13 protein-coding genes are annotated in these 14,529 nt (G+C 26.1%); 4 read left to right on the top strand and 9 right to left on the bottom strand.

The features are described 5' to 3' along the window. Window positions 1-3: 3 nt before the first annotated feature. From ACTCCZ_RS08760 to ACTCCZ_RS08720, 9 genes are read right to left on the bottom strand one after another with little or no spacing between them, the layout of a single operon-like run. Window positions 4-2,577: a PAS domain-containing sensor histidine kinase gene (locus tag ACTCCZ_RS08760; RefSeq protein ID WP_079579971.1), complete on the bottom strand. Its 2,574-nt coding sequence runs from the start codon at window positions 2,575-2,577 to the stop codon at window positions 4-6. Then, window positions 2,577-3,299, bottom strand: a complete 723-nt coding sequence (gene truA / locus ACTCCZ_RS08755; protein WP_079579970.1) for a tRNA pseudouridine(38-40) synthase TruA — start codon at window positions 3,297-3,299, stop codon at window positions 2,577-2,579. Before truA ends, ACTCCZ_RS08760 begins: the two co-directional genes overlap by 1 nt. Before the next feature lies 1 nt (window position 3,300). Then, the gene (locus ACTCCZ_RS08750; RefSeq protein ID WP_079579969.1) at window positions 3,301-4,317 is read right to left on the bottom strand and encodes an LptF/LptG family permease; all 1,017 of its coding nucleotides are present in this window, start codon (window positions 4,315-4,317) and stop codon (window positions 3,301-3,303) included. After that, window positions 4,314-5,075: a prepilin peptidase gene (locus ACTCCZ_RS08745; protein ID WP_104412610.1), complete on the bottom strand. Its 762-nt coding sequence runs from the start codon at window positions 5,073-5,075 to the stop codon at window positions 4,314-4,316. Before ACTCCZ_RS08745 ends, ACTCCZ_RS08750 begins: the two co-directional genes overlap by 4 nt. Continuing rightward, window positions 5,062-5,757 carry a di-trans,poly-cis-decaprenylcistransferase gene (locus ACTCCZ_RS08740; protein ID WP_079579967.1) on the bottom strand — a complete coding sequence of 232 codons (696 nt, stop codon included), beginning with the start codon at window positions 5,755-5,757 and terminating at the stop codon, window positions 5,062-5,064. The genes ACTCCZ_RS08745 and ACTCCZ_RS08740 overlap by 14 nt, the downstream gene beginning before the upstream one ends. Next, on the bottom strand, window positions 5,744-7,015 hold the full coding sequence (coaBC, locus tag ACTCCZ_RS08735; RefSeq protein ID WP_079579966.1) for a bifunctional phosphopantothenoylcysteine decarboxylase/phosphopantothenate--cysteine ligase CoaBC: 1,272 nt from the start codon (window positions 7,013-7,015) through the stop codon (window positions 5,744-5,746). Before coaBC ends, ACTCCZ_RS08740 begins: the two co-directional genes overlap by 14 nt. Window positions 7,016-7,018: 3 nt before the next feature. Continuing rightward, entirely contained in the window at window positions 7,019-8,308 is a 1,290-nt protein-coding gene (gene glmU, locus ACTCCZ_RS08730) for a bifunctional UDP-N-acetylglucosamine diphosphorylase/glucosamine-1-phosphate N-acetyltransferase GlmU (RefSeq protein WP_079579965.1), read from the bottom strand. A gap of 8 nt (window positions 8,309-8,316) precedes the next feature. Further along, entirely contained in the window at window positions 8,317-10,254 is a 1,938-nt protein-coding gene (locus ACTCCZ_RS08725) for an ankyrin repeat domain-containing protein (protein ID WP_079579964.1), read from the bottom strand. A 55-nt stretch (window positions 10,255-10,309) separates the two neighbouring features. Beyond that, entirely contained in the window at window positions 10,310-11,842 is a 1,533-nt protein-coding gene (locus ACTCCZ_RS08720) for a helicase-related protein (RefSeq protein WP_079579963.1), read from the bottom strand. A 56-nt stretch (window positions 11,843-11,898) separates the two neighbouring features. Between ACTCCZ_RS08720 and trmA the strand changes: the two genes are divergently transcribed. The 4 genes from trmA to ACTCCZ_RS08700 form a co-directional block, all read left to right on the top strand. Beyond that, the gene (gene trmA / locus ACTCCZ_RS08715; RefSeq protein ID WP_079579962.1) at window positions 11,899-13,020 is read left to right on the top strand and encodes a tRNA (uridine(54)-C5)-methyltransferase TrmA; all 1,122 of its coding nucleotides are present in this window, start codon (window positions 11,899-11,901) and stop codon (window positions 13,018-13,020) included. Window positions 13,021-13,074: 54 nt separating this feature from the next. Then, window positions 13,075-13,932 carry a flagellin gene (locus tag ACTCCZ_RS08710; protein WP_079579961.1) on the top strand — a complete coding sequence of 286 codons (858 nt, stop codon included), beginning with the start codon at window positions 13,075-13,077 and terminating at the stop codon, window positions 13,930-13,932. A gap of 162 nt (window positions 13,933-14,094) precedes the next feature. Further along, window positions 14,095-14,295: a hypothetical protein gene (locus ACTCCZ_RS08705; protein ID WP_079579960.1), complete on the top strand. Its 201-nt coding sequence runs from the start codon at window positions 14,095-14,097 to the stop codon at window positions 14,293-14,295. Window positions 14,296-14,412: 117 nt separating this feature from the next. Then, the coding region (locus ACTCCZ_RS08700; protein WP_463187264.1) for a flagellin N-terminal helical domain-containing protein at window positions 14,413-14,529 on the top strand (117 nt) is incomplete at its 3' end.

Raw genomic sequence — 14,529 nt, 5'->3', positions numbered from 1 at the left:
TCTTTAAATTGGTAAAATTATTCTAAATTTAACCCCTTTATCTATATTTGTTACCTCAATTTTCCCATTCATATTCTTTTCTATAATTGTTTTTGCCATATAAAGTCCAATACCTGTTCCTTGGTCTTCAAATTTTGTTGTAAAATATGGTTCAAACATTCTTTCTAATATCTCTTGTTCAACTTCTCCACAATTATTTTTTAAAGTAACTTTTACATTATTTTCTATTTTTGTTACTCTTATTTGTATTATTGGATTAAAACTCTCTTGTTCAAGTTTTATAATTGCTGCTTCACTTGCATTATTTAATATATTAACTACAACTTGTTGAAATTCACTTTGATAACCATGTATTTTTACATCATCACCAATTACCTCAATATTAGCATTGGCTTTTTCTAGTTGTCCTTTAACAATTTTAATACAAGCTTCAATTGATTTTTTAATATCAAAAATCTCTTTATCTTTTGTTGGTTTGTAAAAATTTCTAAAATCATCAATTGTTTGAGACATATAATCAATTTGAACCTTTGCACTTTTAATTGAATCATGCAACTCCTCTTTTGTAAAGTTGCCATAATTATCTCTAATAAAATGTATTAATAGATTAATATTATTTAAAGGCTGCCTCCATTGATGAGCAATACTTCCAAGAACTTCACCCATAGAAGCTAGTTTACTTTGATGAGCTAGAAGTCTATCTTTCTCAACATTTTTCTCAACTTCATCTTCAATTTTTTGTTTAAGCTCTTCTTCTGTCATCTTCATTTTTGTAATATCATTGATATATCCATAAAGATGAGTTACTTTTCCAAAATGATCTTTTAATAAAATTGTTCTATTAAAAACCCATTTCGTATTGCCTTTTTTATCTTTTACTCTATAAATAATTGTAAAAAAGTAATCATCTCTTTCAATCGCTTTTTTTATTCTTTGTTTTAAAGGTTTTATATCATCTTCATGAATTACATCTATATAATTAATATTATAATTAAACTCTTGTGTTTCATAGCCATAAGAGTTAATACTTTTAGAAACATAATCTACACTTAAATTATCATCATTATTCCATTTAAAAATAACTATCTTGCCCATTTCAACAAGTAGTTCAACATTTTGTAATTCATTGGTTAACTTTTTGCTTTGATCTATATCCATAGACATCATAAGCATTCGATTTGATTTTTTTGTACTATTACTAAAAGCTTTTCCTCTTACAAAAACCCACTTGTAATTATTATCAAAAGTTCTTAATCTATATTCACATAAAAAATGATCTGTTTTACCTATTAGATGTTCATTAAATCGATAATTTACTTTTGGTCTATCATCAACATGAATCAAATCTAGCCAATCATCAAAGGTTTGAACCCTTCCTCTTTTATAACCAAACATTTCAAGCCATCTATTGGAAAAAAATATCTCTTTTGTATCAAGATTTATATCCCATAAACCATCATTTGAAGCAATAATTGCTAATTCATATCTTTCTTTCCATTTTTTATATAATGAATTTTTTGTTTCTAATCTTTTGTTATATCTATTAAATAGTGTATTTACAAACTTTGCAAAAGCAACAGATAAAAATATCATAAATAGTGCAATTAATATTATAACTGTAATAGAAACTGCAAGTTTTGTATGGTATTGATTATTTATTTGCTTTATTTGTTTATATATTTCAAAACTTTTCACTGCTACTAAAAATTGATATTTTCTAAAATTATAAGTTTCATCTTCTAGTTTTTCAAAATCTTTTTTAATATATTTTGAAAAATTAACTCTATCTTCTTCTAAAAGATTTTTTTCATCAATTTTATGAGCTTTATTATAATAGTTATAAACATATCCATTTTCATAATCATAAAACCATAAATATGCATTTTCATATGCTTTACTTTTAGAGACAATAGAGTTTTCTATTGTTTTTCTAGTTAAAGCTTGCATATCATCAATCTTTGAAAATGCTCCAATTATCCAGTTTTTAGATTCGATTTTTTGAAAATAACTAAGCCTAATATCTCTTTTTTGATTATCTAACCAATAAATTAGATTTTCATCGCCCATATAAATAATATTTCTTAGCATCTGTTTTTTAAAATAGTCTGTTTTCATTTTTGAGTTTGTTAAAGTTTGTAAATATGAGATTAGTTTTGCACCTTTTAATATCTCAAAACTATTTGAATTAAATACAACAAAATCTATATCTCTTTGTCTTTCTAAACTATTTAGTGCATTTTTAATATCATCAAACTTTACCTCATGGTTATTTGACTCTAAGGCTTTTATATGTCCATTTATCTCAAAAACACTTCTATTTAATCTATCTTCAATATCATCAAAACTAGCACTTGAATTATATTTTACATCACTAATATATGATTTTAAAATATTCTTTTTATTATATTTATCTTTTTGTATTAGTAATTCAATTTGATTACTTTTTTTATAATCTAACACAAGAGTTACTACAACTATTGATAAAGTAGCTATTATTAATACAAAAACTAAAGGAGTTAATATAATATGTTTTTTTATATCACTTAAAGTATTAAATCTTTTCTTTTTAAAAAACATCAATAATATACCTTTGCTAAATAGAGTCCATAAGGACTTGCTGGTGTTTTATGAATATGCTTTTGTTTATTTAATTGTAAAAGCAAATCTTCTTTTGTTAATTTACCTTCATTAATTTTAATTAAAAATCCTACCATAAGTCTAATTTGAGAACGCAAATATGAGTTTGCAACAAATTTAAAAACATATATATCTTTATATTTATAAAAACAAGCATCAAAAACCTCTTTTATAAACTTTTCTTTATCACTTCCTTTTTTATGAAAATATTCAAAATCATGAACTCCTATATATAGTTTTATTGCTTCTTTGATTTTTCTTTCATCTATATTTGGTACATGTATTATATATTTTGAATTAAAAGCTGTCACAGGTTTTGATGTAATAAGATATCTATAAACTCTTCTTTTTGCATGAAATCTTGAATGAAATTCATCACTTACAAAATCTACTTTATGCACTCTTATTGATAAAGGTAAATGTCTATTTAATATAGCTTTTAGTTTTTCTAAATCACTCCAATAAGATGGTAACACAGCATTGAACACTTGTCCAGTTGCATGTACATCCTTATCTGTTCTTCCACTTAAAACTATTTTTGTTTTTATATTTAAAGATATAAAAGCCTCTTGCAATTTGTTCTCAACACTCTTACCATTTGGTTGAATTTGAGAACCTTGATAAAGTGTACCATCATATGAAATAGTAAATTTTGTATTCATCTTAATATAGTTTTTTTGTTGTTTTTATATATAAATAATAAGTTCCCATAATCCAAATACTTGGAGCTACATATAAAGAGTGTAAATCAATATTTTTTGTAAGATATTTTGTAATTACATAATAAATTACAACTGCAATCAAAGATAAACCAATAGCTCTGTTTTTTTCATATCTTGGATTATAGTACCCAAATGCAATAACTAGAAAAAGTGAGATTAAAGGAAATAATGAAGTTAAAATAAAAAATGTAAAATCATCTATATTTGAATCATTTTGTAAAGAGTATTTCCAATAATTATATGAGTTTGTAAAAATAAAATCCTTTTTATTTACAATAGAATCATTTATATCCATAGTTTTATAATCAATTTGATTTAACTCTTCATCTCCTATATAAAATGCTTTACCCTCAATTAAAGTAAAATTCAAATCTCCATCTTTGTTATTTAAAACTGCTCTATTTGCTAAAATAAACTGATCTAAGCCCTCTTTTGTTTTAAATAGTCTAACATTTTCATAATTTTTGCCATCTTTTTTATCAATATATATTAACCAATCACCAAACTTTTGACCAAACTCAGATGCTTTAATATTAAAATTTGCCTCTTTTTTCTTTTTATCTAAAAAAGTACTCATTAAATAATCAGTTTTAGGAATTAAACCAACAGAGATTATTAATAAAGCAATAGATAATAAAAAAGTACTTGGAAAAAATATTTTTAAAATCTTCATAGGATTAAAACCAAAAGAAGTAATAACTATAAGTTCATACTCACTTGATAGTTTTGCCAATGTTATAACAAGTGAAATAAAAAATGAAATAGGAACAGTAAAAAATATAATTTTAGGAACTGAATATCCATACAATTTAAATAACTCAAATGCATCTATTGTAATAACTGATGTTAATGAAGCAATCTTTACTAAAAATATAATAGAAGTAATAAAATATAATCCTAAAAAAATAGGAAGAAATGAGATTGAAAGTTGTGAATAAAGATAACTTTTTATTTTCAAGTAAAAACCTTTGATGATATATTTATAAAAAATTCAAATAAAAATCCCATTACTAAAAATGGAATAAAGGGAATTTGACTATCTTTTTTTAAAAGAGTATTCAAAATAGATGGTATTATAGCAAAAATTCCTGCTAAAAATATAGCTATTACTCCTGCTTTTATTCCTAAAACTGCTCCAATTATTGCAATTATTGGAATATCGCCCTCCCCTAAAGCTTTTGCTTTACGCAAAGTATCATCTTTTATTAGTTTAGCTTTTATATTTTGAATATAAAATGTAATAATAAACTCTAATAAAACAAAAAAACCTGCAAAAATACAAGCATTTTCTAAACTTACCAAAAATTCATCTTTTGTTGCAAAGAATGCAACAATTAATGCAATTAAAAGTAAATAATCAGGTACTGCTTTATACTTTATATCAATAAAAGATAATACTATTAGTGTATAAAAAAGTATTATCAAATAAAAAAATTCAAAACTTAATGATACTTGTAAAAATAAAAAAAGAGTCAAAAAACCTGTTATTAACTCAACAAGAAAATACCTAAAAGAAATTTTATTTTTACAAGAACCACATTTAGCTTTTAAAAATATATATGAAATCAAAGGAATATTTTCAAAATATTTTATTTTCTTTCCACAACTTGGACAAAAAGAGGGTTTTAAAATGGATATTTGTTTAGGTAGTCTATAAATTAGTACATTTAAAAATGAACCAAATACCACTCCAAAAATAAAACTAAATGCCTCCAAATCTTCTCTCTCTATTTTGATAATCACTTATAATGTCATCAAGCTCATTTGTTGTAAATTCTGGCCAAAAAGTATTAACAAAAAACATCTCTGCATATGCATTTTGCCAAAGCAAATAATTAGATAATCTTATCTCTCCACTTGTTCTTATAAGTACATCTACATCAACTATACCAGCAGTATCTAAACAATTCTCAAAATTTTGTTTTGTTACTTCTAGATTTTGCTCATTTAATCTTCTTATGGCTCTTAAAATTTCATCTTGAGAACCATAATTTAATGCTAAAACTTGAGTTAATCCACTTGCATTTTTAGTTGCATTCTCGGTTTTTTTTATTATCTCTTGTAGTGATTTTGAAAATTTTGAGATATCTCCAATTGCTTTAAATCTTACATTATTATCTAAATATATATGAAGTTCATTTTTTAAATATTTCTCCAAAAGCTTCATTAAAAACTCGATTTCAAGTTTTGGTCTGCTCCAATTTTCAGTTGAAAAAGCATATAAAGTAAGATATTTTATACCTATATTGTTACAATGATTTGTAATTTCTCTTACAACTTTAGCACCCTCTTCGTGTCCAGCAGTTCTTTTTAAACCTCTTTCACTAGCCCATCTTCCATTGCCATCCATTATTATAGCAATATGCTTTGGTAACTCTTTTTTATTATTTGTATTCATCAAACTCTTTTTCTAGGCAATTTAAAAGCTTCATTGATACATCAAATTTAGAAGCAGAAAATGAGTATGATTTCTCTTTTAAGATAAGTTCAATACTATTATTATTTGAACCAAACATATTATCACTGTTTAAAATATTTAAGCAAACACCATCAAGAGATTTTTTTTCTAGCATATTTTTTGCATTTTCATTTGCTACTGTTTCATCCATTTCTGCTTTAAATCCAATTGACACAATATCATTTTTATTTAATGTACTTAAAATATCCATATTTTGCTTTAATTTCAAATCCCAAGTAGTTCCAAGTAACTCTTTTTTTAATTTTCCCTTTAAAAAAGAGCTTGGTACATAATCACTAACAGCAGCAGCCATAAATAAAAAAGGCTTTTTAAAAACTTCTTTTTCTTCACTATCATTTAATAAATTAGATTTTAAAGGTTCAGCTTTTTTTGCACTGTTTATACAATCTACTAAACATTCATACATTTCAAAACTACTTTTAACTTCAATAGTTTTTATTGCACTTGGCAAAGATTCATGACCTCTTGTACTTACTAAAGTTACATTTGCACCTTTTAAATACAAAGCAAGAGCTAAAGAAGAAGCCATTTTCCCAGAAGAGAAATTTGAAATATATCTTACATCGTCAATCTTTTCAATAGTTCCCCCGCCACTTAAAACAACATTTCTATTATTCCAATATTCATCTTTTAAAATCAATCGTGAAGTTGCATAAAAAATATCTTCTGGATTGGCCATAGCTCCATCACCAACATCCTTGCATGCTAACTCTTTAGTTTGTGTTTGAACCACTTCATAATTGCAAAGTTTTAGTCTTTTAATACTTTCTAAAGTAATAGGATTTTGTACCATATTTGTATTTGCAGCAGGACATAAAAGTTTATCTTTAGTATATGCAATTGCTGTTTGAGTTAATAAATTATCTGCAATTCCATTACTTAATTTATTGATTGTATTTACACTAGCAGGAGCTATAACAAATGCATCTGCCCACTTTCCAGTATCTATATGATTATATAAACTATTTTTATCCCAAGACTCGTTATTTTCATCCAAAATTTTATGTTGTGAAATAGCTTCAAAAGTTATTGGATTAATAAACCTTTTTGCTTCATTTGTCATAATAACTTTTACATTTGCACCAGCTTTAATATATAATCTTATTAACTCTAAAGCTTTATAAATTGCAATTGAACCTGTAACTGCAACTAATATATTTTTATCTTTTAATAACATGATTTACTTCTTAAAAAATTTATAAAAGTAGTTTTTGATTATTTTCATTGGAGCTCTTGTAATAGCAAGAGAACCTTTTGGAACATCTTTTGTAATACAAGCCCCAGCTGCTAAAATCACATCATCTTCTATGGTTACAGGAGCTACTAATTGAGTATCTGAACCAATAAAGACATTTTTTCCTACTTTTGTTTTATGTTTATTAACTCCATCATAATTACAAGTAATTGTTCCAGCACCAACATTTGTTCCAGTATCCATTTCACAATCACCCAAATAAGATAGATGACCTGCTTTTACACCATTTAAAATGGCTTTCTTTGTCTCTACAAAATTTCCAATATGAGTATCTTTTAAATAACTTTTAGGTCGAACTCTTGCCATTGGACCAATATCGGAATTTTCTAATATTGAGTCTTCAACTATTGAGTTTGTTTTAACTATTGAGTTTATAATTTTTGTATTACCTAATAAACAAACTCCATTTTCTATTATAGATTCACCCTCAATTTGAACCCCTTCTTCTATATAAATAGTTTCAGGAAGTCTCATAATAACACCATTTTGCATAAACTGCTTTTTGATTCTATTTTGGTGTATTACTTCAGCTGTTGATAACTCATATTTTGAGTTAACTCCTTTAAAGTTCTCTTCACTTACAACTAAAGGTTTTAGTGTTTTATTATCTTTTATTGCAAGCTCTATTAAATCAGTAATATAATACTCTTTTTGTGCATTATTGTTTGATAGAAGTGGTAAATATTGCTTTAAAAATGATGTTTGAAATTGATAAATTCCAGCATTTGCAGTTCTTACTTTTAACTCTTCTTCATTTGCATCTTTTTGTTCAACAATCTTTACAACTTTTTCATTTTTTAAAATTACTCTTCCATATCCTGTTGCATCTTCTAAATCTAATACTGACATAACAATTGTTGCATCTAAATCAAATTTTTTTAATTCACTTGCTTGTATTAATGGCATATCACCATTTAAAACCAAAGTCTTTTCATACTTTGGCTCTATATTCATAACAGCTCCACCCGTACCTGGATAGTTTTCATGATCTTGAATAACAAAATTTATATTGCTAAAATATTTTTCTATAGTTTGCTGTACTTTTGAAGCTTGATGGTATAAAATCACTGTAATATCATCACTTAGTTTTAATGCCTCTTTAATCGAGTAATAAAGCATTGGTTTTCCTGAAATTTCATGTAAAACCTTAGGTTTTTCAGATTTCATTCTTGTACCAGCACCAGCTGCAAGTATTATTATTGATAATTTATTCATATTTTTCCTTACTTTAAAGCTTCGTCAATTTCTGCTCTTAGATTTTTTATTACTTGTTTTATTGCACTAAGCATTTTAGGATCTGTTATATTTCCATTTAATAGTTTTGCTAAATTCTTTTCTCTTTCTTTAAAAAATTGTGCAACTGAACGACTTTTTTTATTGTGGTTATACATCAATACACCAGAAGCTATTAAAATAACAACTAATTTTGTATGACCCAAAATTGCTGCATAGTTTAAAATAGTAAATCCTGCATAATCAACTGCATTTATATCAGCACCTGCTGCAATTAAAAGTCTTGCAATTTTAAAGTTTCCTTTCCATTGAGTATGATGCAGTGCAGTTCTTCCTTGCCTATCTTTTATATTTAAATCTGCTTTTTTTGATAAAAGCTTTTCTACCACTTCAATATCATCTGCAATAACTGCTTTGTGATAAACAGTTCTTCCCTCTTTATCTCTAATATTAACATCAATTCTAAACTTCAATAAAAAGACTAATTTTTCTAAAAATTGCTCTTTATTTCTAATACTTTTAACTTTCAAACCATGATCAACAAGCAATGTTAAAGGAGTATCTCCATTATCATCCATGATATTTGCATTTGCCCCTGAATTAAAAAGAAGTTTAATCAAAGGAAGATTATTTTGTATTATCAAATCAAAAATCGTAGTTCTTCCATTTGATCTTTGTTTGTTTAATTTTGGTCTATAGCTTATAACTCTTTTTAAAAGTGTAAAATAATCTTCTTCATCATCAATATCTAAATATCTTCTTGAAATAGGTTTTTTGTTATTGTGTTGAACCAGAATTATTTCACAAAGTTCATCAACAACTGTTCTTTCTAAAATATCTCTATGATCTATATCAGCGCCCTTTGTCAATAAATATTCAACCATTTCAATATTTTTCATTCCATCAAAAACAGCTTCAAATAAAACTGTTCTTCCATTTTTGTCTTCTGAGTTTATATCCGCTCCTGAAGCTAATAAAAAATCGATTGTGTCATAATTTTTTCTTAGTACTTCTTTGTATAAAACTGTTTTACCTTTACTATCAACTCTATTTACTGCTAAACCATTCTCTATTAAAACAGATGTAAGCTTTAAATAGTTTCTTTCTTTATTTGCTAATTTATATTTTCCTTCAACTTTTTCTTTAGGATTTTTTAATATTTCTAATATTTTTAATATTTCATCTAAAATTGTTTCATTATTTATATTTTTTATATTTAATTTTATACCTTTTTCTAAAAGCAACTCTATAACTTCAATATTTGAAGCTCCCATAACAACAGCATTAAAAAGTACATTCTCTCTATTTTCATCAGTTACATGAATATCTACACCATTAATAATTAAAAATTTTGCAACTTCTGGTTTCTCTTTTAAAACAGCTAAAAAAAGTGCTGTTTGTTCATTTTCATCAACAGCATCAGGGTTTTCAATATTATTTAAAACTTCTCTTATAATCTTTAGATTTTCACCCTCAACAGCATCAAAAAGTACTGTTCTTCCATATGTATCTTTAATATTTAAATTTGGTTTATGTGCTAGTAAAATCTCAAATACTCTATGATTTCCCTCTAAAGCAACATCTTGTAAAATTGTTCTTCCAGAAGAGTTTATATAATCTATTGAAGCACCATTATCAAGTAAAAATCTAATCATTACTCCATCACCACGCTCAACAGCTTCACTTAAAACTGTTTTACCATACATATCTTCATGATTTATATCAATTTTATTTTTAAGTAAAATTCTTATGGCTTCAATTCTTTTTTTCTTTACTAAAGGGAATAATAATGTCTGATCTTTATCATTTAATCTATGGATATCTGCACCATTGTCTATTAGTTTTTGAACTTTTTCTACATTTAAATAGTTTTTAAGTAGCTCTTTTTGAAAGTTTTCAGTAACATCTTGTTTAAATAAGTTCAACATTAAGCTTAAATCCTTGGATTATTATAATAATTTAGATATTTTAACAAATTATTCATTAAAATCTTTTTCTACGTCTTGGTGGAAATTTATTTGAAAACTTTTTATTATTATTTTCTCTTTCATCCTTTAAATTAAGCTTTAAAGATTTCTCTATAAAACTATTAAAACTGGCTCTTGAAATACTAGCTTTGACACTATCAGGAAAAAGTTTTGGAAACTTATATGAAAGCCATAAATAAAGAGATATTTTTTTCACTTCATCTTCAACTAAAAGTAAATCTCGCTGTGTTATGGCTTTTTTAGGCAAAGTTATTGAGGGTTTATATCTTACTACTTTATTTTTAATTACAGCTGCAATATATGCATCATAAGCTTGTAAAATAATTGGAGATTTTACAGTAACAGGCGCTTGAGAAAGCATATATTTATCTTCCAATTTTAAATTATTTTTTTGATCTAAAATTTTTGATGTAGTAAGCATTGAGCCAATATTTGATGCAATAAAAGGACCATCAAAATACATATTATCAAGGAAAAATTTTAATATTTTTTGTAAAGATTTTGTTTTAATATGAGCACTTAATCCCTCAAGTTGTTGTGCACTGATTTTTACTTTAAAAGGTGGTTTTATAGTTTTAACAGGTTTTACATACTCTTTGTGTAAATGTTTTAAAGTTTCTCTTGAAGTAGCACCTATAAATCCTTCTTCATGATGTCCATATCTACCTGCTCTTCCTGCTATTTGAACGATTTCATTTACATTTATTCCTCTTCTTGATATTCCATCAAATTTTTTATGATTTGTAAAAAGTATAGTCTTAATAGGTAAATTCAATCCCATTGCAATTGCATCAGTTGCAATTAAAATATCACTTTGCTTTTCTCTAAATCTTCGTGCTTCATCTCTTCTAACTTCTGGAGATAAGTTTCCATATATAACTGAAACCTTATGATATTTTTGTAGTTTTTGTTTCAGTTTTAATACATCATTTCTACTAAATGCAATCAAAGCTGTTTGAGGTTCAAGCTCTTTTAATAAAGTATGTTTTTCCATTAAATGAAGTTCATTTTTTCTTTTAAATTTTACTATTTCTAAATCTTCATCTAAATATTGTGCAAGTTTTTTCACTGCATCTAGTGCATTAACTGAACCTGTCATTATAATCTGTTTTGCAGGACATCCAATAATTGCATTTACCCATGCCCAACCTCTTTCATCGTCATCTAACATTTGAACTTCATCAATAATTGCTAAATCTACATCCAAATCAAAATCAATCATCTCAATTGTTGAACAAACATGTGAAGCATCTTCATCAAAAATTTGTTCTTCTCCTGTGATTAAAGATGCTTCAAGATTTGAAGATTTTAAATCCTCATAACCCTCAAGTGCCAAAAGCCTCAAAGGTGCAAGATAAAGACCACTATTTGATTGTTTTAATTTTTGCATTGCACTATATGTTTTACCTGAGTTTGTAGGACCAACAAAGAATTTTAATTTTCTATTTAAACTTCTTGCCAAAGGAAATTGAGATTTTAAATCACAATTTAATAAATTTTGTAACTGTTTTTGAAGTATATCTTTCATGGGCGTATTATATTGATTTTTATATAATATAGTATTAAAAATTATAAGGTAATTTAATGAAATGTATATATTTTGGAAAATGTGCTAGTTGTACTTTGTATGACAAATCATACGAAGAACAACTTCAACATAAAGTCAATATAGAAAAAAACAGATTTAAAGATTTGACTAACATTGAGTTTGATGTTATAAAAAGTAAAGATAAAAACTTTAGAAATAGAGCAGAATTTAGAATTTGGAAAAATTTTAAAGATAAAGAAAATATAACAATAAACTATGCTATGAATGATTTTGATAAAAATACACTAGAAATAAAATCATGTGAAATCGTAAGTGAAGATATCTCAAAGCTTATGCCAAAACTATTAGATGAGTTACAAAGTGATGAAACACTTAAATATAAACTTTTTGCATGTGAATTTTTAAACTCGACAAAAGGTGATACTCTTATTACTTTAATCTATCATAAAAAGTTAGAAGATGAATGGATTAGCAAAGCAAAACTTTTAGAAAAAAAGTTAAACATAAAAATTATTGGAAGAAGTAGAAAACAAAAAGTTGTTTTAAGTAAAGATTATATTGAAGAAGAACTAAAAATAAACAATAAAAGCTTCTTTTTTGAATATAAAGAGGGTGGATTTACACAACCAAATAGTTATGTAAATGTAAAAATGATTGAATGGGTTTTAGATAAACTTGAAGTAAGCAATAAAGATTTGTGTGAGCTTTACTGTGGAGGGGGAAACTTTACAATACCTCTATCTACTAAATTTAAAAATGTTTTAGCAACAGAAATATCAAAAACATCAATAAAATCAGCTTTAAAAAATTGTCAATTAAACTCTATATCAAATATCGATTTTATTAGAATGAGCAGTGAAGAGTTCGTAGAAGCTTTAGAAGAAAAAAGAGAGTTTAGAAGATTAAAAGATATTGATTTAAAATCTTATAATTTTTCAACAATTTTTGTTGATCCACCAAGAGCAGGACTTGATGAAACAACTAGAAAATTAGTATCAGATTTTGAAAAAATAGTCTATATTTCATGTAATCCAGAAACCTTACATAGAGATTTAAAAGAGCTTACAAAAACACATAAAATTGATGATTTTGCTTTATTTGACCAGTTTTCTTATACAAACCACATAGAAAGCGCAGTTGTATTAAACAAATTTTAACTTTAGCTTAGCTAAAATTTAAGTAATTATGAAAGTATTAACAAAGGGTAAAATATGAGAATTAATACAAACACTGCTTCACTTATGGCACAAGAAGCAAACAGTAATACAAATAAAGCATTAACTAACTCTTTAGAGAAGCTAAGTACAGGGCTTAGAATCAATAAAGCAAGTGATGATGCATCAGGACTTGCAATTGCTGATAAACTAAGAACACAAGCTAGTTCACTAGGACAATCAATTTCAAATGGAAACTCAGCAATTTCTTTAACACAAATTGCTGATAAAGCAATGGCTGAACAATCAAATATATTAGATATTATTAAAACTAAACTTATTCAAGCATCAACAGATACTACTTCTCAAGAAGGTAGAAAATCTATTGGTAAAGATATTGATAAACTATTAGTTCAATTAGATAATATTTCAAAACAAACAAACTATAATGGTACATCACTACTACAAGGTGCTTCTGGTGGTGCGGCTGCAGTTAAATTAACTTTTCAAATGGGTGAAAGTGTAAATGATACAATCTCTACAACTTCTGGAGTTAGAGCAAATGTATCTGGATTAACATTGGAAGCTTTAAAATCAGCTGCTGCTTCTGGAACATCAGCTGCGTTTGATGCAGATGACTCAAGAGCATTCTTAGATGATATTGATAGTGCACTAAACACACTAAATGGATGGAGAGCAGATTTTGGTTCTACTCAAAACCAATTAGAATCAGCAGTAAGAAATCAAATGACTCAGCAAACAAATATCAAAGCTGCAGAATCAGTTATTAGAGATGTTGATTATGCAGAAGAGAGTGCAACTTTTAATAAACAAAATATTATTGCACAAGCTGGTACTTATGCTATGAGTCAAGCTAATAATGTTCAACAAAATGTTTTAAGATTATTACAATAATTTTTTATTTTTATTTCTTTAAACCCTGTTAATCTTCTAAAACTACCATTTTATAGGCTCATAGAATACTCTGGGTCTTTTTTTATACTTCTTTCAATTTAAGCTAATATTAAGAATTGGTGTGTCATAATACTTTCATAACTTGAAAAGGAGAATTTAAAAATGCAATCAACAAACTCAATACCAGAAAACATTTTAAAGATCCAAAAGAAGTTATGTACTTTTGAAAAAGGTTCAAGAAACTACAAAAAGTATAGCAAGATATTACAAAAGCATATTAAGAAAAATAATATGAAAAAAAGAGTAAATAGCAATATCAAAACAATAGAGGCTATTGCAAAAATTAGTAGTCAAAAAAATTAATAAAATGTATAGGTATCAATGGATGCCAAAGAGTTAGACTCTATGCTTGGTAAAACAAGAAGTTCTATAGGCACCCAAATACTGGGGTAAATCTTTTTATCATATAAAGGATTTATTATGAGAATTAATACAAATGCAGCTTCACTTGTAGCACAAGAAGCAGCAACAAACACAAATAAAAACTTAAGTTCTTCATTAGAAAAATTAAGTACAGGTCTTAGAATCAATAAAGCA

The organism is Malaciobacter sp., assembly GCF_055140965.1.
The sequence above is the reverse complement of the archived record's forward strand: the minus strand, read 5'-3'. Positions and strand labels throughout refer to the sequence as shown.

Coding starts and splice junctions, on each gene's coding strand:
- ACTCCZ_RS08760 (WP_079579971.1), bottom strand. CDS start 2,577: ATGTTTTTTAAAAAGAAAAGATTTAATACTTTAAGTGATATAAAAAAA.
- truA (WP_079579970.1), bottom strand. CDS start 3,299: ATGAATACAAAATTTACTATTTCATATGATGGTACACTTTATCAAGGT.
- ACTCCZ_RS08740 (WP_079579967.1), bottom strand. CDS start 5,757: ATGAATACAAATAATAAAAAAGAGTTACCAAAGCATATTGCTATAATA.
- coaBC (WP_079579966.1), bottom strand. CDS start 7,015: ATGTTATTAAAAGATAAAAATATATTAGTTGCAGTTACAGGTTCAATT.
- glmU (WP_079579965.1), bottom strand. CDS start 8,308: ATGAATAAATTATCAATAATAATACTTGCAGCTGGTGCTGGTACAAGA.
- ACTCCZ_RS08725 (WP_079579964.1), bottom strand. CDS start 10,254: ATGTTGAACTTATTTAAACAAGATGTTACTGAAAACTTTCAAAAAGAG.
- ACTCCZ_RS08720 (WP_079579963.1), bottom strand. CDS start 11,842: ATGAAAGATATACTTCAAAAACAGTTACAAAATTTATTAAATTGTGAT.
- trmA (WP_079579962.1), top strand. CDS start 11,899: ATGAAATGTATATATTTTGGAAAATGTGCTAGTTGTACTTTGTATGAC.
- ACTCCZ_RS08710 (WP_079579961.1), top strand. CDS start 13,075: ATGAGAATTAATACAAACACTGCTTCACTTATGGCACAAGAAGCAAAC.
- ACTCCZ_RS08705 (WP_079579960.1), top strand. CDS start 14,095: ATGCAATCAACAAACTCAATACCAGAAAACATTTTAAAGATCCAAAAG.